Source organism: Blastococcus aurantiacus, from assembly GCF_900102425.1.
In the GTDB taxonomy this organism is placed as follows: Bacteria; Actinomycetota; Actinomycetes; order Mycobacteriales; family Geodermatophilaceae; genus Blastococcus; species Blastococcus aurantiacus.
In genome coordinates this window covers 396123-415163 of record NZ_FNBT01000003.1, presented here as the reverse complement: position 1 = coordinate 415163, position 19041 = coordinate 396123, and the positions used below count along the sequence as shown (strand labels likewise).

At 74.2% G+C, this 19041-nt stretch carries 14 protein-coding genes; 9 read left to right on the top strand and 5 right to left on the bottom strand.

The genetic code is table 11. The annotated features are described in order from the left end of the window. Positions 1-119: 119 nt before the first annotated feature. Together BLS70_RS08600 and BLS70_RS08595 are read left to right on the top strand one after the other, a co-directional pair. Positions 120-1280, top strand: a complete 1161-nt coding sequence (locus tag BLS70_RS08600) for an exonuclease SbcCD subunit D (protein ID WP_091765826.1) — start codon at positions 120-122, stop codon at positions 1278-1280. Continuing rightward, complete coding sequence (locus tag BLS70_RS08595; RefSeq protein WP_091765823.1) at positions 1277-4237, top strand: AAA family ATPase; 2961 nt, start codon at positions 1277-1279, stop codon at positions 4235-4237. The genes BLS70_RS08600 and BLS70_RS08595 overlap by 4 nt, the downstream gene beginning before the upstream one ends. A 21-nt stretch (positions 4238-4258) precedes the next feature. On the opposite strand, the gene BLS70_RS08590 is transcribed toward BLS70_RS08595, so the two are convergent. Further along, positions 4259-4792, bottom strand: coding sequence for a GtrA family protein (locus BLS70_RS08590; RefSeq protein WP_255362336.1), 534 nt, complete (start codon positions 4790-4792; stop codon positions 4259-4261). Positions 4793-4848: 56 nt separating this feature from the next. Between BLS70_RS08590 and BLS70_RS08585 the strand changes: the two genes are divergently transcribed. Genes BLS70_RS08585 through BLS70_RS08575 form a run of 3 tightly spaced genes read left to right on the top strand, consistent with a single transcriptional unit; the run spans position 4849 to position 7793 of the window. Then, entirely contained in the window at positions 4849-6060 is a 1212-nt protein-coding gene (locus BLS70_RS08585; RefSeq protein WP_091765817.1) for a 5-(carboxyamino)imidazole ribonucleotide synthase, read from the top strand. A gap of 28 nt (positions 6061-6088) precedes the next feature. Further along, entirely contained in the window at positions 6089-6616 is a 528-nt protein-coding gene (purE, locus tag BLS70_RS08580) for a 5-(carboxyamino)imidazole ribonucleotide mutase (RefSeq protein WP_255362335.1), read from the top strand. 22 nt (positions 6617-6638) lie between these two features. Next, the gene (locus BLS70_RS08575) at positions 6639-7793 is read left to right on the top strand and encodes an acyl-CoA dehydrogenase family protein (protein WP_091765814.1); all 1155 of its coding nucleotides are present in this window, start codon (positions 6639-6641) and stop codon (positions 7791-7793) included. 9 nt (positions 7794-7802) lie between these two features. Here BLS70_RS08575 and BLS70_RS08570 read toward each other — a convergent pair whose 3' ends face one another. The 4 genes from BLS70_RS08570 to BLS70_RS08555 all read right to left on the bottom strand — a co-directional run bounded on the left by BLS70_RS08570 (position 7803) and on the right by BLS70_RS08555 (position 15306). Continuing rightward, positions 7803-10958 (bottom strand): arabinosyltransferase domain-containing protein, encoded by a 3156-nt coding sequence (locus tag BLS70_RS08570; protein WP_176946335.1) that lies wholly within the window; start codon positions 10956-10958, stop codon positions 7803-7805. A 115-nt stretch (positions 10959-11073) separates the two neighbouring features. After that, positions 11074-13686, bottom strand: a complete 2613-nt coding sequence (locus BLS70_RS08565) for a hypothetical protein (protein WP_091765807.1) — start codon at positions 13684-13686, stop codon at positions 11074-11076. Next, a complete protein-coding gene (locus BLS70_RS08560) occupies positions 13686-14273 on the bottom strand; it encodes a hypothetical protein (RefSeq protein ID WP_091765804.1) in 588 nt (195 codons plus the stop codon). Before BLS70_RS08560 ends, BLS70_RS08565 begins: the two co-directional genes overlap by 1 nt. Before the next feature lie 187 nt (positions 14274-14460). After that, on the bottom strand, positions 14461-15306 hold the full coding sequence (locus tag BLS70_RS08555; RefSeq protein WP_255362334.1) for a TIGR03089 family protein: 846 nt from the start codon (positions 15304-15306) through the stop codon (positions 14461-14463). 91 nt (positions 15307-15397) lie between these two features. Between BLS70_RS08555 and BLS70_RS08550 the strand changes: the two genes are divergently transcribed. From BLS70_RS08550 to dprE2, 4 genes are read left to right on the top strand one after another with little or no spacing between them, the layout of a single operon-like run. Beyond that, positions 15398-15931, top strand: a complete 534-nt coding sequence (locus tag BLS70_RS08550; protein WP_091765801.1) for a phosphatase PAP2 family protein — start codon at positions 15398-15400, stop codon at positions 15929-15931. Next, positions 15928-16911 carry a decaprenyl-phosphate phosphoribosyltransferase gene (locus BLS70_RS08545; protein WP_218122337.1) on the top strand — a complete coding sequence of 328 codons (984 nt, stop codon included), beginning with the start codon at positions 15928-15930 and terminating at the stop codon, positions 16909-16911. The genes BLS70_RS08550 and BLS70_RS08545 overlap by 4 nt, the downstream gene beginning before the upstream one ends. Continuing rightward, positions 16904-18253: a decaprenylphosphoryl-beta-D-ribose oxidase gene (dprE1, locus tag BLS70_RS08540; protein WP_091765798.1), complete on the top strand. Its 1350-nt coding sequence runs from the start codon at positions 16904-16906 to the stop codon at positions 18251-18253. The genes BLS70_RS08545 and dprE1 overlap by 8 nt, the downstream gene beginning before the upstream one ends. Then, positions 18250-19005 carry a decaprenylphospho-beta-D-erythro-pentofuranosid-2-ulose 2-reductase gene (gene dprE2 / locus BLS70_RS08535; RefSeq protein ID WP_091765795.1) on the top strand — a complete coding sequence of 252 codons (756 nt, stop codon included), beginning with the start codon at positions 18250-18252 and terminating at the stop codon, positions 19003-19005. Before dprE1 ends, dprE2 begins: the two co-directional genes overlap by 4 nt. Positions 19006-19041 lie beyond the last annotated feature (36 nt).

Here is a 19041-nt window from a genome sequence, read left to right as displayed (position 1 = left end):
ACCGGCGGCGTGTCCTCCCTCGGCCACCCCGCCCGTCCCACGCGGCCCACGGGCCTCCCTGACCGATCCGGCACCGCCTCCCGGGCAGAACTGTCGGCGGCCCCGCCTACCGTCGTGGCATGCGCCTGCTGCACACCTCCGACTGGCACATCGGCCGGACGTTGCACGGCACCGACCTGCTCGCCGAGCAGGAGGCCGTCCTCGGCGGGCTGGCCTCGGTGGTCACCGCCGAGTCGGTCGACCTGGTGGTCGTCGCCGGCGACATCTACGACCGGGCGGTCCCCTCGGCCGACGCCACCGCGGTGCTGGACCGGGTCGTCGCCCGGCTGCTCGCAGCGGGTGCGCAGGTCGTCCTCACCCCCGGCAACCACGACTCGGCCCGCCGGCTGGGCACCTTCTCCGGCCTGCTGTCCGCCGCCGGGCTGCACGTCCGCGCCGTGACGCCGGCCCTGGACGAGCCGGTGCTGCTGGCCGACGAGCACGGGGACGTGGCCGTCTACGGGATCCCCTACCTGGAGCCGGAGGTCGCCCGGCACGAGCTCGGCCTCACCGGCCGCGGCGAGGACGCCGTGCGCGGGCACGAGGGCGTGCTGACCGCGGCGATGGAGCGCATCCGCGCCGACCTCTTCCTCCGCCCCGGCGTCCGCTCGGTGGTGCTGGCGCACGCGTTCGTGGGCGGGGGCGTGCCCACCGACAGCGAGCGCGACATCTGCGTCGGCGGCGTGGACCTCGTGCCCGCCGGCGTGTTCGACGGCGTCGACTACGTGGCCCTGGGGCACCTGCACCGCCCGCAGACCCTGAGCGACCGGCTCCGCTACAGCGGCTCGCCGCTGGCCTACTCCTTCGGCGAGGCGGGGCAGCAGAAGCAGGCCTGGCTGGTCGAGCTCGGCGCCACGGGCCTCGGCGAGGTCCGGCCCGTACCGCTGCCGGCGCCCCGGCAGCTGAGCATCCTCACCGGCGAGCTGGCCGACCTGCTGGCCGCGCCGGAGCACGCCGCGGCCGAGGAGCACTTCGTGTCGGCCCGGCTGACCGACACGGTCCGCCCGACCGATCCGATGCGGCAGCTGCGCGAGCGCTTCCCCCACTGCGTGCACCTGGAGTGGGCCGGCGCGGGCGCGTCGGCCGACGGGCGCAGCTACCAGGAGCGGCTGCGCGGCCGCAGCGACCTGCAGGTCACCGAGGAGTTCGTCCAGCACGTCCGGGGAGCCGGGACCAGCGACACCGAGCGCGAGCTCCTGGCGCGCGCGCTCGCCGTCGCCGCCGGCGAGGACGCCGCGTGAGGGTCCACCAGCTCGCGCTCACCGCCTTCGGCCCCTTCGCCACCCGGGTCGACGTCGACCTGGACGACGTCGGCCGCGACGGGCTCTTCCTGCTCTGGGGTCCCACCGGCGCGGGCAAGACCACGCTGCTCGACGCGGTGGTCTTCGCGCTCTACGGCACCGTGCCCGGTGCCCGTGGCGAGGAGAAGCGGCTGCGGAGCGACCACGCGGCGGACGACGTGCGCACCGAGGTCGAACTCGAACTCACCCTCGGCGGCGCGCGGCTCCGGGTCACTCGACGTCCCGAGCAGCAGCGGCCCAAGCGCCGCGGTGAGGGGTGGACGACCGAGCAGGCCCGGCTCACCGTGCAGCGCTGGACCGGCGAGCTGTGGGAGCCGGTGAGCACGCGCATCGACGAGGGGTCGGAGTACCTGCGCACGCGCCTGGGCCTCTCCGCCGAGCAGTTCTGCCAGGTGGTGCTCCTGCCGCAGGGCGACTTCGCCCGCTTCCTGCGGGCCGAGCCCGAGGACCGCGGCCGGCTGCTGCGCACGCTGTTCGACGTCGGCCGCTTCGCCCGCGTCGAGGACTGGCTCGTGACCCAGCGGACGGCGGCCCGCGAGGAGCTCGACCGGATCCGCACGCGCACCGGCACGCTGGTCTCGCTGGTGGCCCAGGCCGCCGACGTCACGGTCCCCGAGGAGTTCGCCCCCGAGCTCGTGGGCGCCGCGCCCGGGTCACCGGTCACCTCCTGGGTGCGCCGCGTCCGGGCGGAGGCCGCGGAGGCCGCGGCGCGGGCCGGGGCCGCAGCGGACGCCGCGGGCGAGCGGGCGCGTTCGCAGGAGGCGGCCCTCGTCGAGGCCCGCTCGCAGGAGGAGTGCCACGCCCGCCGGGACCGGGCGCACGCGGAGCTGGCCCGCCTCGACGCCGCGGCGCCGGCGCTCGAACCGCTGCGCGCCCAGCTGGACGCCGGCCGCCGTGCCGAGCCGGTGCGTGACGTCCTCGAGGCGGCCGGCCGCGCCGCGCTCGAGGCCGAGCAGGCATCGGTCGCGCTCGCCGCCGCCCGCCGCGCCTGGGCCGAGGTCGCCGCCGACCGGGCTGCCGACGCCCTCCTGGCGCGGACGCTGCGCGACGAGGCCGCCGCCCTGCGCGCGCTGCTGCCGGAGCTGGACCGGGCCGATCGGCTGGCCCGGGACCTCGCGACCGGCGACCGGGCCGTCGGGCAGCTGGCCGCCCGGTGCGCCGCAGCCGAGGACGCGATGGCCGGCTGGCCGGCACGGCTCCTGGCGCAGGAGGCGTCGGTGGATGCCGCGGCGTCGGCCGCCGCGCGCCTCCCGGGGCTGACCGCCGCCGTCGAGCACCGGCGGACCTCGGCAGAGGCGGCCCGGCGGGCCGTCTCGCTGGAGATCGAGCTGACCGGCCGCCGCACGGCGGCCGACACCGCGCGGGCCGGCTGGCTGGACGCCCGCGAGCGCTGGAACGACCTGCGCAGCCAGCGGCTCGACGGCATGGCCGCGGAGCTCGCCGCCGCGCTGACCGCCGGGTCCGCCTGCGCGGTCTGCGGCTCCCTCGAGCACCCCGCTCCCGCGCGACCCGGGGGCCCGCTGGTGACCCGCGACGAGGAGGAGGCCGCCCGCCTGGCGGCCGAGCGCGCCGAGGTCCGCTGGACGGCGGCCCGCGACGCCTGCGGGGACACCGAGCGGGAGCTGGCCGCCTGCCGCGCGCAGGCCGGCGCCGAGCCGCTGGCCGCTCAGGAGGCCGACCTGGCCGGGCTGGTCGCCGACCACCGGGCGGCGCGGTCCCTGGCCGACGGCCTGGACACCGCCCGCGCCGCCCTCGACCGGCTGCGGGGAGAGCGGGAGGCCGCGTCGGCCGCGCTGGCCGCCGACCGGGAGGAGGCGGGTCGGCAGGAGGCGGCCGTCGCCGGGATCCGATCGACCCTCGCCGACCTCACCGGGCAGCTCGCGACGGCGTGCGGGGACGACTCCGATCTGCCCGCACGCATCGCGAGGCTCGCGGACGAGGCCGCGCGCTGCGAGGCCCAGGTCGAGGCGGGTGCCGCCCAGGCGCGCGCCCGGCTCGCCGAGGAGGGAGCGCTGGCGGTCGCGGCGGCCCGCGTGGAGGCGGCCGGTTTCTCCGACCTGGACGCGGCCGCCGGGGCACTGCTCCCGGCCGGCCGGGCCGCCGAGCTGGCCCGGCAGGTCGAGGAGCACGACCGCGCTCGCGCCGTGGTCGCCGGGGTCCTGACCGAGCCTCAGCTGGCCGACCTGGGCACCCGCCCCGACCTGGCGGCCCTCACCGACGCCTGCGCAGCGGCGACGGCGGAGCGGGAGTCCGCCGTCGCGCTGCTGGAGCACGCGCGGCGCCGCGTCACCCGGCTCGACGAGCTGGCCGGCGAGCTCACCGGTGCCGAGGTCGAGCTCGACGGGCAGCGTGCCCTGACCGAGCAGGTCACGGCGCTGGCCGACCTCGCCACCGGCCGCGGCGCCAACCGGCTGAAGATGCGGCTGCAGTCCTTCGTGCTGGCCGCCCGCCTCGAGCAGGTCTCGGAGGTGGCCAGCCGGCGGCTGCAGGACATGTCCGGTGGGCGCTACACCTTCCTGCACAGCGACGCCCAGGGTCGCCACGGCGCCCGCGGCGGCCTGGGCCTGGAGGTGCTCGACGAGTACACCGGCACCCGGCGGCCCACCAAGACGCTGTCGGGCGGGGAGAGCTTCATGGCCTCGCTGGCACTGGCGCTGGGCCTGGCCGACGTCGTCACCGCGGAGAGCGGTGGGGTGCAGATCGACAGCCTCTTCGTCGACGAGGGGTTCGGGACGCTCGACCCGCAGGCGCTGGACGCGGTGATGAACGTGCTCGACGAACTCCGGCGGGGCGGGCGCACGGTCGGCGTCATCAGCCACGTGGAGGAGCTGCGCACCCGGATCACCAGCCGCCTGGAGGTAGTCCCGGGCAGGAACGGGTCCCGGCTCGCCGGCTGAGCCGGCTGCCGGTGGTCGGGCTCAGACGGCTTCGCGGGTGGCCGCCGGCACCGTGTCCTCGCCGCCGGCCGGTGCCGGCGGCGCCCCCGGGGCGGCGACGGCGCCCGGACGGGGCGCCGCGGGGAAGACCCAGCGGCGGTAGGCCAGGTAGCGGAGCACGCTGTTGAGCCCGATCGAGGCGATGTTCGCCGCCTGGATGACCAGCAGCCGCTCCTGGTCGAGCGGGTACCGCACGAACCAGATGATCGCCGCGCCCAGCACCAGGGTGAAGAGGTTGATGAGCGTGAAGAGGGTGAACGAGCGACGGATCGTCGTCTTGTCCCGGTGCGCGAACGCCCAGTTCCGGTGGCCCAGGAAGGCCACGGACATCGAGACCAGGGTGGCCAGGGTCTTGGAGGTGACCGCGCCGACCTCGAGATGCCCGTAGAGCAGCTGGAACAGCCCGATGTCGACGACGAAGGCGATCCCGCCCACCACACCGAAGGCGCCGAGTTCCTTGAGCCGACGGCGCGCCCGTCTGCCGATCAGGGCGGACCGGCTGCGTGGGGAAGGCACCCGGACGATTCTAGGCATGGAGGTCCCGGATCGCGGCCCGCTACGCTCATCCGGCCATGTCCGGTCCCGCGCCCCTCTCCGCCGTCACCGGCCTGCCCGTGGTCGCGATGGTGGGCGGCGGGCAGCTCGCGCGCATGACCCACCAGGCCGCCATCGCCCTCGGTCAGTCGCTGCGGGTGCTCTCCGCCGGGCCCGAGGAGTCGGCCGCGCTGGTGGCCGCGGACGTGCGGATCGGGAACCACGACGACCTCGACGCGCTGCGCGACCTGGCCGACGGGGCCACCGTGCTGACGTTCGACCACGAGCACGTGCCCACCGAGCACCTGCGGGAACTCGAGTCGGCAGGGCACCGGGTGGCACCAGGCCCCGCGGCCCTCGTCCACGCCCAGGACAAGCTCGTCCTCCGCGAGGCGCTGGCCGCGGCGGGCGAGCCCCAGCCGGCCTGGGCGCGGGTGGAGAAGGCCGACGACGTCGCGGACTTCGCCGGGCGGCACGGCTGGCCGGTGGTCCTGAAGACCCCGCGCGGCGGGTACGACGGCAAGGGCGTCTTCGTCGTCCACGACGTCGCTGCGGCCGCGGAGCTGGTCGGGCGGCACGGGACGCTGCTGGTCGAGCAGCGGGTGCCGATGCTGCGGGAGCTCTCCGCGCAGGTGGCCCGCTCGCCGTTCGGGCAGGTCGCCGTCTGGCCCGTCGTGGAGACGGTGCAGCGCGACGGCGTCTGCGCCGAGGTGCTGGCGCCGGCCCCGGGGCTCTCCGAGGAGCTGTCCGCGGCGGCCCAGGAGCTGGCGGTGCGCATCGCCGACCGGCTCGGCGTGGTCGGGATGCTGGCGGTCGAGCTCTTCGAGACCGCCGACGGCGTGCTGGTCAACGAGCTGGCCATGCGGCCGCACAACTCCGGGCACTGGACGATCGAGGGCTCCCGCACCAGCCAGTTCGAGCAGCACCTGCGCGCCGTCCTCGACTACCCGCTGGGCTCGACGGCGATGACCGCCCCCGTCGCCGTGATGGCCAACGTCCTGGGCGGCGCGGCGTCGTCGGCGGAGTGGGACGGTCCCGGGCTGGACGAGCGCATCCACCACCTGATGGCGCACTGGCCCGACGTGAAGCTGCACTGGTACGGCAAGGGCCAGCGGCCCGGCCGCAAGCTCGGCCACCTCACCGCCCTGGGCGAGGACGTCGCCGAGGTCAGGGCGCGCGCGGTCGCCGCCGCCCGGTACCTCGCCGACGGCGTGGTGGACCCGGCCTTCGCCTTCGAGCACGACCACTGAGTCCCGAACCGCCGACCCGAGGAGAACCGTGAGCGAGCAGCGGCGCGACGCCGACGATCCCGTGGTCGGCATCGTCATGGGCAGCGACTCCGACTGGCCGACCATGCAGCCGGCCGCCGAGGCGCTCGACGAGTTCGGCATCCCGTACGAGGCGCACGTCCTCTCCGCCCACCGGACGCCGCGCCGGATGCTGGACTACGCGGAGAACGCGGCCGGCCGGGGGCTGCGGGTGATCATCGCCGGCGCCGGAGGTGCCGCACACCTGCCCGGCATGGTCGCCGCGGCGACCCCGCTGCCGGTCATCGGCGTCCCGCGTCCGCTGGACCGGCTCGACGGCCTGGACAGCCTGCTGTCGATCGTGCAGATGCCGGCCGGGGTGCCCGTGGCCACGGTGAGCATCGGCGGAGGGCGCAACGCCGGGCTGCTGGCCGTCCGCATCCTGGCAGCGGGTGACCCGGCCCTGCTGGCCGACGTGGCCCGCTTCCAGGCCGACCTGGCCGCGTCCGTCGTGGCCCGCGACCTCACCCTCCAGGAGCGCCTCGCTTCCGAGAGGTAGTCGGTCGTCCTACCATCTACCCGTGGGTAACAACGCTGGCCTGTACGCGCTGACCGAGGAGCACCAGGCGATCCGGGAGGCGGTGCGCGACATCGCCGAGCGCGAGATCGCGCCCTGGGCCGCCGAGGTGGATGCCGAGTCCCGGTTCCCGGCCGAGGCGCAGAAGGCCCTGACCGCGGCAGGGTTCCACGCCACGCACGTCCCCGAGGAGTACGGCGGCGAGGGCGCCGACGCCATCGCGACCTGCATCGTGATCGAGGAGGTCGCGCGGGTCGACGTCAGCGCCTCGCTCATCCCGGCGGTGAACAAGCTCGGGTCGATGCCGATCATCCTGTCCGCGTCGGACGAGGTGAAGCGGAAGGTCCTGCCCTCCATCGCCTCGGGCGAATCGATGATCAGCTACGGGCTCTCCGAGCGCGAGGCCGGCTCGGATGCCGCCGCGATGCGGACCCGGGCCCGCCGGGACGGCGACACCTGGGTGCTCGACGGAACCAAGGCCTGGATCACCAACGCCGGGATCTCCGACTGGTACACGGTCATGGCCGTCACCGACCCGGAGAAGAAGGCCAACGGCATCTCCGCCTTCGCCGTCCACCGCGACGACCCCGGCTTCGCCGTCGGCCCCAAGGAACGCAAGATGGGCATCAAGGGCTCGCCCACCTGTGAGCTCTACTTCACCGACTGCACCATCCCGGCCGACCGGATCATCGGCGCGCCGGGCACCGGCTTCAAGACCGCGCTCCGGACGCTGGACTTCACTCGGCCGACGATCGGCGCGCAGGCCGTGGGCGTCGCCCAGGGGGCGCTCGACGCCGCCGTGGCCTACGTCAAGGACCGCAAGCAGTTCGGCTCGAGCATCGGCAGCTTCCAGGGCGTCCAGTTCATGCTCGCCGACATGGAGATGAAGATCGAGGCCGCCCGGCACCTCGTCTACGTCGCGGCCGCCGCCGGCGAAGCCGGCCGCCCCGACGTCACCCGCGTCTCCGCCTCGGCCAAGGCCTTCGCCTCCGACGTCGCGATGCAGGTGACCACGGACGCCGTCCAGCTGTTCGGCGGTGCCGGCTACACCCAGGACTTCCCGGTCGAGCGCATGATGCGCGACGCCAAGATCACCCAGATCTACGAGGGCACCAACCAGGTGCAGCGCATGGTGATCGCCCGCAGCCTGCTCCGCTGACCGGCTCCTTCACGAGTCGGGCTTCTCGCCGTCCGGCACCGGACCCTCGCCGGCGCCGGGCCACCAGCCCCACCCGGCGATGACGCGCTCGTCCTCGACCAGGCGGTAGGCGTCGGCAGGCAGCTCCCGGTCGTACCGGATCAGCCGGCCCCACTCGGTGTACTCGGGGCCGACGCCGGGGGAGAAGCCCGGGTAGGTGGTCGCGTCGGCGACCTCGGTCATGGTCGAGTAGCTGCCGCCGCGCTCGTCGATGACGAGCAGCTCCGGCGCGTCGGCGTACTTCTCGCTGAGCATGATCCACTCCACCGGGGGCACCATGCCGTCGGCGATGCGCGGCGGGTCGACGCAGGGCAGCGTGAAGCCGACCGGCCAGTCGAGGACGACGTCCTGTCCTTCGAACAGCTCCCGGAGGGGCGTCCCGTCCACCCGGTAGGGGTCGGTGACGCCGAGCCAGCCGCCCCCGCTGAAGTTGCGGTCGACCGCCTGGACGCGGACCAGCGTCGCCCCGGCCGGCAGGTGCGTGGTGGAGCCGAGCCGCTCCTGCTCCCACGAGCCCTCGTAGTCCTCGTCGTCCTCGAACTCGACCTCGACCGCCTGGAGCACGGCGGGCTCGGCGCCGTCGCCCGCGGCGCCGAACTCGACGCTCACCTCCGTTCCGTCGTCGAGGGCTCCGGTGACCGAGAGGGCCAGGACGTCGCGCTCGGTGAGGTCGCCGATCTCCAGCCAGGGCGTCGTGATCGTCGTCGGCCCGGCGGTGGGCTCGTCGGTCCAGGTCGACCACCGGCGCACGCCCTCGGGCGCGAGGGCGCCCGCGGAGCCCTCCGCGCCGGGGAAGTCCCCGTCGGGGGAGCCCTCGGCGGCGGCGTCGGCAGCGGGGAGCGCGCGCAGCTCCACGGGGTCGGTCAGCGCCACGGCGTGGTCGGCGAAGCCGCAGTCCTCCCCGCCGGTGAACGCGCTGACCGCGTTCCCGGCGATGGAGAAGGTGTCCTTGTACCGCCAGGTGGCCAGCGCCGCGCTCGCGGTCTGCACGGCGACGGAGAGCACGAGCGCGGCCGCCAGCGTGCCGACGGCCGCCTCCGGCCAGGGCTGCCGGCCGGTCGACCCGATCCGGCGACGGACGTACCAGGCGGCGGCCGCGAACAGCAGGCCGGTGCCCAGCCACAGCACGGGGTTCCCGAGCACGTCGGGCAGCACGGGGGTCACGCCGTAGGCGGAGGACTCGACCTGCTGGTTGCCGGCGTGGAAGGCCAGCGCCGCCGTGAAGGCCACCGCGCCGAGGATCCCCAGCGAGGCCCAGCGGTCCGGGCGCCGTCGCACGAGCAGCGCCACCGCCACCGTCAGGGCCAGGGCCCCCGGTGCGGCCAGTGCGCCGAAGTGGTGCGTCCACTTGGTGGGGGAGGGGACCAGCGCGACGACGGCGATCAGGAAGCCCAGGGCCGGGACGAGCCAGCTCGTGCGCCCGCCGCGGGGGCGGGTCGTGCGCAGCAGGCTGATCGAGACCGCGACGACCACCACGATGGTGAGGACGACGATCAGCTGCTTGGCGAAGGTCCGCATGTTCTCGTCGGGACCCAAGGTCAGGTACCAGTACCGCATGACCTCCATGTCCCAGGACTCGGCCGGGCCGACCTCCTGGTGCACGCGCAGGGCGGTGATCGCGGTGGCCAGCGTCGCGTCGGAGAAGACGACCGTGGCGGGCAGGCTGGCGCAGGCCGTCACCAGGGCGAGCGTCCCCCACTCGCCGAGCGCCGACCGGCGCAGCGTCGGCCACATCCGGGGCAGGAGGATCAGCAGCGTCGCCACGCAGGCGAGACCGGACGCGGTGATCGTGACCGCGGTCCCGGCGACGGCGGCGGCGAGCCCGATGAGCCACGCACGCTCCTGGCGGATCGCCTGCAGCGCCAGCGTGGCGGTCACCGCCCACGCCAGCGTGACCAGGAACTCCGGCCGGGCGCCGATGTTCCACGGCAGCCACCAGGCCAGCAGCGCCACTCCGGCGACCAGGCGCAGCGCCGGGTGCGGCCGGTCGACGAGCAGCGGGATGAGCTGGCGGGTGAGGAGCCACCACACCAGCAGCCCCGCGAGCAGCGAGGGCAGGCGGAGCACCACCGGCTGGGTGGACAGCTCCGTCAGCGGCGCCATGAGCGTCTGGAGCAGGACGAACGGCACCTCGGGCACGTTGAAGAACCGGAACTGGTTCCCGACGAAGCCCGCGTTGTCCAGCGTCCGCGCCTCGAGGCTGTAGTAGTAGTCGTCGGTGTTGAGGAAGCCGATCGCGGTCCAGGCCACGAGCGTGGCCACCACGCCGACGTCGGCGAGCAGGCCCATCGCCCGGCCCCACCGCACCGTCTCGTACGTCAGCGGAGGGCGCTCGGTCCCCTCGGTGTCCACGGTCCGGTCACGGCCGCGCACCGCCGGCGGGCTGGCGCGCCACAGCATCCACAGGCAGGCGAGCACCGCGAGCACGTGCAGGGCGACGAGGACGAGCTTGCCGGCCGTGGGCGAGGTCTGGAAGCGGGCGTCGGGATGGGCGACGACGGTCGGCGAGGGGCCGGCCCCAGGGGCGACGTCGGTGGTGAACGCCGTGACCTCGGGGACCTTGGCCCCGGGGTCGTCCGCGAGCACCTCGGGCTCCTCGCCGGCGTTCTCCAGCAGGGCGCGCGTGCCGTCCTGATCGGCCCGGACGACGAGCGCGCAGTCCTCCTGGGTGGGCACCGGTCCCTGCCAGAGCTCGGCGCCCGAGGAGACGATCCGGACCGCGTCGGGACCCACGGTGATCGACAGGGCCCGCTCGTTGCCACGGGTGGAGTCGGGCAGCGCCGTCGCCAGGAGGACGGCGGACGTGCCCTCGTCCTGCTGACCGGCGAGCTCCCGGACGGTGGCGCAGGGCGCGGTGGCCGTGATGTCGATCGGGCGGTACGGCATGAACAGCGCCGTCGTGGGCTGCGGGTCCGCGGGATCCAGCGGCCACTGCACCTCGGGGGTGTCCACGGAGACGGGGGCCAGCGGCAGGGCCACGGCGAGCACCAGGGTCAGCAGTGCGAGCGCCCAGCCGGCCCGGCGCCACCGCCGCGCATTGCCGGTCGAGGCGGTGCGGGAGGTGGCGTCGCCGGACGGCGCGGCCGTCGCTCCGGTCCGGGGCGTTGCGGGCGAGTCCGCGGTCACCGGCGAACCAGGCCCTGCGGGGCGGTCGTCATCACCGCGCACCCTACTTTCTCGACGGACGGGGGAGCGGCCGGAGGGAAGGATCCCTCCGGCCGCTCGCTCGGCGCCGGCCGCGCTACCTGCGGGTGACGTTGCCGGTGCTGCGGTTCTGGACGAGCGTCCCACCCTGGAACGCCTGGGTGATCGTCGAGGAGGTCGTCACGGCCGCCCCGGTGGGGTAACCCAGCGCGCCCGTCTCCCAGCCCTGGGCGCCCCAGGCCGTGAAGATCTTCCCGCTGACCATGTGGGCACCCGTGGTCGGCGACCAGTACAGGTGCCCTCCTTGGAAGTCCTGGAAGCAGCCGTCCTGCTTGAGGCCGCACCGCTGGTCGCTGGTGGGGTAGCCGAGGCGGCCTCGTTCCTTGTCGAGGGCGACCCACGTGTCCCGGATCGCCCCGGTGGCGTTGATGACGTGCGTCCCGCTGGCCCGTGACCAGTAGAGCGAGCCGCCCTGGAAGCGCGTGTAGCACCCGCCGTCGGTGCGGCCGCAGGCCGTGGCGGCGATGGGGTTGCCCAGGCGGCCGGCGTGGGCGCCCTCCGCCGTCCACGTGGCCACGACGGCCCCACTCAGTAGGTAGGTGCCGTGCACCGATGTGGTCAGCGTCCCGCCCTGGAACTGCTGGGCGCAGGCGCCGTCGCGCAGCCCGCACTCCTGGTTGCTGGTGGGGTAGCCGAGGCGGCCCCGTTCCTTGTCGAGGGCGACCCACTTGTCCCGGATCACGCCGGTGGCGCTGACGATGTGCGTCCCGCTGGCCCGTGACCAGTAGATCGAGCCGCCCTGGAAGCGCGTGTAGCACCCGCCGTCGGTGCGGCCGCAGGCCGTCTTGGCGATCGGGTTGCCGAGCGTGCCGGCGTGCGCGTCCCGCGCAGCCCAGGTGGCGAGGGTGGCGCCGCGGATGAGGTAGGTGCCGTGCACCGACGTGGTGAGCGTCCCGCCCTGGAACTGCTGGGCGCAGGCGCCGTCGCGCAGCCCGCACTCCTGGTCGCTGGTGGGGTAGCCGAGGCTGCCCCGTTCCTTGTCGAGGGCGACCCACTTGTCCCGGATCACGCCGGTGGTGGTGACGATGTGCGCTCCGCTGGCCCGTGACCAGTAGATCGAGCCGCCCTCGAAACGCTGGTAGCAACCCTCGTCGACCCGCCCGCACGCCTCGGCCGAGATCGGGTAGCCGAGTGCGCCGGTCTCCCACTTCGTGCTGGCCCACTTCGTGCGGATGGCCCCCACGACGGGCCGGGCGCCGGTGCCCGGTGTCCAGTACATGGCGCCGTTCCGGAAGTCCTGGAAGCAGCCGCCGTCGCGCAGGCCGCAGATCTGCTCTCCGGTCGGATAGCCCAGTGCGCTCTTCTCGTAGCCCTGACGCTTCCAGGCGTTCCAGACAGGGCCGGACACCATCACGTGCGCCCCGGACGCGGAGGACCAGTAGATGCGCCCACCCTGGAACACCTGGTAGCAGCCGTCGGCGGTGAGACCGCACTTCTCAGCGCTGGTCGGGTAGCCGAGGTAGCCGGTCTCCCACTGCGTCGACGCCCACTTCTTCCGGACCGATCCGAGCACCGGCTGGGCGCCGGTCGACGAGGACCGGTACATGGCCCCGTGCTGGAAGTCCTGGAAGCAGCCGCCGTCCTTCAGGCCGCAGATCTCCTCGCCCGTGGGGTAGCCGAGACGGCCGGTCTCCCATTTCATGCCGGCCCAGCGCTCGTGGATCGGGCCGCGGACGATCCGTGCTCCCGAGGCAGGCGACCAGTAGATCGCGCCGCGCTCGAACGGCTGGAAGCAGCCGCCCTCACGGAGACCGCAGATGACGTTGCCGGTGGAGGATCCGATCAGCGACCGGGTGTCCGAGGCCTGCGCGCGGGCCACGACGGCACCGCCGGTCGCGTGCTGCGTGGAGCCGAACCAGTCGGTGAAGTAGAGCCAGAAGTTGCGGTTGCCGTAGGCCGAGCAGCTGTTGCCCGTGCCGTAGCCGGCGTCGAGCGCCGCCTGGTTGGGTCGGTAGGGCGTGTAGTTGTACAGCCCGGCCGTCGCCTGGTTCTGGATGTAGACCACGGAGGTGCCGCAGGACTTCGGGACGCTCCACTGGATGGTGTTGTTGTAGCCGGACCGGTAGCTGTAGCTCTTCGGATTGGCGGCGTACCGCTGGTACTGCCGTGCCGCGTTGTACAGCTGCTTCTGCAGCCCGGCGTAGTCGGGGTGGCACCACCCGGTCCCGATGTCCGGGCAGTAGTAGCCGGCGGCCCGGTCGTACATCTTGGCCGTCGGGTTGCTGCTCGTGATGAAGCCCATCTCCTTCTGGAGCAGCACGAGGATGACCCGGGGACTGACCCGGCAGGAGACTGCCACCTTGGCGATGATCGTCGCGGCGCTCTCACCGATCGCGCCCTGGTAGCCCGCGCACAGGTCGTCCGCCGCCTGCGAGGTCGTGTCCATCCGGAAGTCTTCGAGGCACGGGCTGCTGTCCAGCGCCGGGTCGGGGCATGAGCTGGGGCTCTTGCTGCGCAGGAAGTCCTGGATCTGGGCGGCGGTCATCGCCCGCCCGTCGAAGAAGACGGCGTCGTTGATGATGTTGCCGGGATCGAACAGCCGTGCGTCCGCTGCCTGGGCCTGCTGGGCCGGGGTGCTGGTGGCGACCGGGCTCAGCAGCGAGGCCCCGACGACGACGAGGACCGCGAGGACGCGCATCAGCGGACGCATCACGGGACCTCGACCTCCACCGCGGCGCCGGCACCGCGGAAGTCGTCGGACTCGTAGGAGAGGGTGGCCTGCCACGTCCCGGACGCCAGGCGGTCACCGGGCACGGTCATCGCCGGGCAGGACGTCGACGTCACGTTGTCGACGGCCTCCACCGAGACGTCCACCGCGGTCGCGCCCTGGGTCAGCGTCAGCGTGCAGGTGCCGCCGGACTCGACGATGCCCATGACGATGCCGCCGGCCTCGACCCCGCCGATGGCGTCGTCCCAGCCGTAGTAGGTGATCTGGGGTGCGACCTCGCCACCGGCCTCCTCGGTCGGGGCGGGGGCGTCCGTGGCGACCTCGCCCGAGGGCTCTGTCGGCACCGGTGCCCCGCCGGTGCGCTCGGGTTCGAGGGTGGCGACCGGGTCACCGCCCGGGACGGGGGCCTCGGTCGTCGGCGCCGCCACGGGGGAGGTGTCGCCCGCGGTCGTGCCGCCGTCGTCGTCCGCGCGGGTGGTGAGCCAGAAGCCGGCAGCGGCGGCGACAGCCACCGTCAGGAGGACCAGGAGCGTGCGGCGGAGGCGGGACGGGCGGGGACGGGAAGGCACAGCAACACCTCAGTGGTGTCGAGCGCAGCATCCCCGAAAGCAGACGGACGGCCGAGCCGTCGCATCCGAGGCGGCTGAGCAGCGGGTCGGAACAGTGTGGAGCGCGGTTCAGCAGACCAAGAAGGTGCCGCCCGCGTCCAGTAACCGACCGACTACGGCGCGTCGTGGAACTGCGCCGCCGTGGACCTCAGCCGGGCGCGCCCAGCATGCGGATCCCGTCGATCCGCACGCCCAGCGTGGCCGTCACGCGCTCGGTCTCTGCCCGGTGCGGCAGGCCTTCAGGTGCTGGATTCCGCACCAGGACCGTCGACGCCCCCGCGACGAGCGGCGCGAGCAGCCACGCCACCGGCCCGGCCTCGGCCGCGGTGTCCGCGTCGACGAGGACCCGGTCGTCGGGTCGGATGCCCAGCCGGGTGGCGAGCTCGCCGGCGGCGGGCACCAGGCCCCCGAGGTCCAGGGTCAGCCCGCCGGTCACCAGCCCCGGTGCGGCGGGATCCGGGGGCTGCCAGGGTGCGAAGAAGTCGCCCTGGGCCCGCACCTCGAGGGCGAAGTCACGGGCCGGTCCCACGTAGTCGGTCATGCCCAGGCCCAGCGGGTGCAGGGACAACCCGAGCAGCTCCCCGCCCGCGCCCTGCGCCAGGGCGTCCTCCAACGCGGGCAGCCGGTCGCGGTCGGCGAGGACGAGGTCGGAGCCGGCGAGCCGGTCGTCGTCCTCCGCCGCGGTGTCGAGCACGGCCGCGCCGCAGCTCCACGCGGCCAGGAGCACCGCGGCGGTCTGCCAGTGCACGGGCAGCGCCACCGCGACGGTGCTGCCGGGGGCGATGTCGAACTCCGCCTGGAACAGGTTCGCGGTCTTGGCGACCCAGTTGGCCAGCGTGGCAGCGGACAGCTCGACGCGGTCGCCGGTCGCGTCGTCGTAGGCGGTGAGCAGCGGAGCGGCGGAGTTCCGGCGGACGACGGAGGCGAGCAGCTCGCCCGGCAGGTCGGCCTGCGGGCGCCCGGCGCCGGACGTGGTGGGTCGGGTGGTGGACACGGGGCAAGAGTGGCAGGGGACGGTGCGACGGATCGGTCCGCCCCGCGTGGTCCCGGCGACGACGGGCCCGCCCGTCTACAGTCGTCACTCGATGACCGCACCGAGCGCTGCCCTGATCCGGATCGACCACGCGGTGCTCCGCTCGACGCGCCGCGCGTTGGGGGACACCCCTGCCGTCGCCGTCGCCCGGGGCCTGTCGCACTTCGGTGAGCACGCCCTGGGTTGGCTGGCGCTGGGCGCCGCGGGCTGGGCGACCGGGCGCCGGCGCGAGGACTGGGCCGCAGGAATGGCCGGCGTCGTGGCCGCGCACGCCGCCGGGGTGGTGGTCAAGCGCGTGGTGCGCCGGGTGCGTCCCGCGCTCGAGGACGTCCCGGCGCTGGTCGGGACGCCCAGCCGGCTCTCCTTCCCGAGCGCGCACAGCTGCTCCACCGCCGCGGCGGCCGTCGGCTTCGGGCCGATGCTCGGGCGTCCCCCCATGGTGGTGGTGACCGGCGTCATGCTGGTCTCGAGGGTTCTCCTGGGCGTCCACTACCCCTCGGACGTGGTGTCGGGCGCGGTGCTCGGCACCGGCGTGGCCTCGGCCGTGCGGCGCCGCATGACCAGAGACGCAGGCAGGAAGGCGTGACCGTGCACCCCCAGTCGAGCCCCGCACTGGCTCCCGAGGGCACCGCGCCCGCCGACGGCGAGCTCTCGTCCACGCCGGAGCTGGCCCCCCGGCTCCCCGGCTTCCGTGGCAGCTTCGCCTGGGGCCTGGTCCGGGCGCTCCGCCCTCGCCAGTGGGTCAAGAACGTCCTGGTGCTGGCCGCCCCCCTGGCCGCGGGGGAGATCTTCAACGCCGAGGTGATGCGGCCCACCGCCGTGGCCTTCGTGCTGTTCTGCCTCTCCGCGTCGGCGGTCTACCTGGTCAACGACACGATCGACGTCGAGGAGGACCGCCGCCACCCGCGCAAGCGGTTCCGCCCCATCGCCGCCGGCATCGTGCCGCGCTGGCTCGCCGTGGCGATGGCCGCCGTGCTGTTCAGCATCGCGCTGGTCACCGCCGTCCTGCTCACCCGGCCCGAGCTGGCGTTCGTGCTCAGCAGCTACGTGGTCATCCAGCTGGCCTACTGCGTCCTCCTGAAGAACCAGCCGGTGATCGACCTCGCCGTCGTCGCCTCGGGGTTCCTGCTCCGTGGCATCGCCGGTGGCGTCGCCGCGGGGCTGCTGCTGTCCCAGTGGTTCCTGCTCGTGGCGGCGTTCGGCTCGCTGTTCATGGTGGCCGGCAAGCGCTACTCCGAGCTCGTCCTGGTCGGCGACGCCGCCGCGACCCGCAAGACGCTGAAGGAGTACTCGGCGAGCTACCTGCGGTTCGTGTGGAGCCTGTCGGCCGGCGTGGCCGTCACCGCCTACAGCCTGTGGGCCTTCGAGCTGGGGGAGACCCAGGAGGGCATCCCCTGGTCGACCATCTCCATCGCGCCCTTCGTGATGGCGATCCTCAGGTACGCCGTGGACGTCGACAAGGGCGCCGCCGGTGCGCCCGAGGAGATCGTCCTGCGCGACCGTGTCCTGCTGTGCCTCGGTGTGCTCTGGGTGGCCACCATGGCGTTGGGAGTCTTCGATGTCTGACCAGGTGCTGCTCAACGGCTGGGGCCGTACGGCGCCCACCCCGGCGGTGCTCACCCCCGTCCACGACGACGCCCAGGTGCGTGCCGTGCTCGCCGCCGCCGGCGGCCGCGGTGTGGTGGCCCGCGGACTGGCCCGCAGCTACGGCGACGCCGCGCAGAACGCCGGCGGTCACGTCCTCGACATGACCGCGGCCGACCGCGTGCTCGCGTTCGACGCGGAGACCGGGCTGGTCGACGTCGAGGCCGGGATCTCGCTGGACGAGCTGATGAACCGGTTCGTGCCGCAGGGCTTCTTCGTGCCGGTGACCCCGGGGACCCGCCTGGTGACCGTGGGCGGCGCCATCGGCGCGGACATCCACGGCAAGAACCACCACGTCGCGGGCAGCTTCTCCCAGCACGTCCGCTGGCTGGACCTGCTCACCGCCGACGGCGAGGTCCACCGGGTCAGCCCGGAGCAGGACCCGGACCTCTTCTGGGCCACCGCGGGCGGCATGGGGCTGACCGGCGTCATCCTGCGGGCGCAGGTGCAGATGAAGCGGATCGAGTCCTCGCGCTGCCTGGTCGACACCGACCGGACGCCGGACCTCGACTCGCTCATGTCGCTGCTGGCCGAGACCGACCACCTCTACGAGTACTCCGTGGCCTGGATCGACACCCTCGCCAAGGGCAAGCGCATGGGCCGGTCCGTGGTCACCCGCGGTCGGTTCGCGACCCTGGACGAGCTGCCGGAGAAGCGGAAGGCCGACCCGCTCAAGTACCACGGCTCGATCAAGGTCACGGTGCCCGACGTCTTCCCGCCGGGGCTGCTGAACCTGGCCACGGTCGCCGCCTTCAACGAGCTCTGGTACCGCAAGTCGCCGAAGCGCAAGCGCAACCAGCTGCAGAGCATCCCCACGTTCTTCCACCCGCTCGACGCCGTGGGTGGGTGGAACCGCATCTACGGCCCCCGGGGCTTCGTGCAGTACCAGGTCACCGTGCCCTTCGGGCAGGAGGAGGCCATGCGCGAGGTGCTGGACCGGCTCAGCTCGTTCGGGACGGCGTCCTTCCTGGCCGTGCTCAAGCGGTTCGGCCCCGGCAACCCCGGCATGCTGTCCTACCCCTCGCCCGGCTGGACGCTGGCGCTGGACATCCCCGTGATGAAGGGGCTGGCCGGCCTGCTCGACTCCCTGGACGAGGTCGTCATCGCCGCCGAGGGCCGGACCTACCTGGCCAAGGACTCCCGGGTGCGCCCGGAGACCTTCGCGACGATGTACCCGCGCCTCGAGGAGTTCCGCGCGGTGCGCAAGCGGGTGGACCCCGAGGGCGTCTTCACCTCCGACCTGGCCAGGAGGCTCGCACTGTGATCGACGCGCTCGGATCCCCCGGATCGCTCCTGCTCGTCGGCGGCACCTCCGACATCGCCGTCGCCACGGCCCGCCGCTACCTGGCGGAGCGGCCGCTGCGCGTCGTCGTCGCGGCCCGGGACACCCCGCGCCGGTCGGCCGTCGCCGACGAGCTGCGCGCGGCGGGCGGCGACGTCGAGGTGGTCGACTTCGACGCGGAGGACCCCAGCTCGGCCGAGCGCATGGTCGCGGCGGCCGCGGCCGGCGGCGACATCGACGTGGCCGTGATCGCCTTCGGCCAGCTCGGCGACCAGGACCAGCTCGCCTCCGACCCCGCGGCGGCCGCCGCCCTCGGCCAGGTCAACTACGTGGCGCCGGTCGTCGTCGGCACCCTGCTGGCCAACCGCATGCGCGAGCAGGGCCACGGCGTGATCGTCGCCCTGTCCTCGGTCGCCGGTGAGCGGGCCCGGCGGTCGAACTACGTCTACGGCTCCACCAAGGCCGGCCTGGACGCCTACTTCTCGGGCCTGGCGGACTCCCTCGTCGGCACCGGCGTCTCGGTGCTCGTCGTCCGCCCCGGGTTCGTCCGGTCCAAGATGACCGAGGGGCTGCCCGAGGCCCCGCTGTCGACCACGCCCGAGGCCGTGGCCGAGGCGATCGTCAGCGGCGTCCGCAAGGGACGGCACACCGTGTGGGTCCCCGGCGCGATGCGCTGGGTGATGAGCGGACTGCGGCACACGCCGCGCGCGATCTTCCGCCGGCTGCCCTTTTAGACGGCTCCCGCCACCGGCGGCCGCGAAGGGCCACCG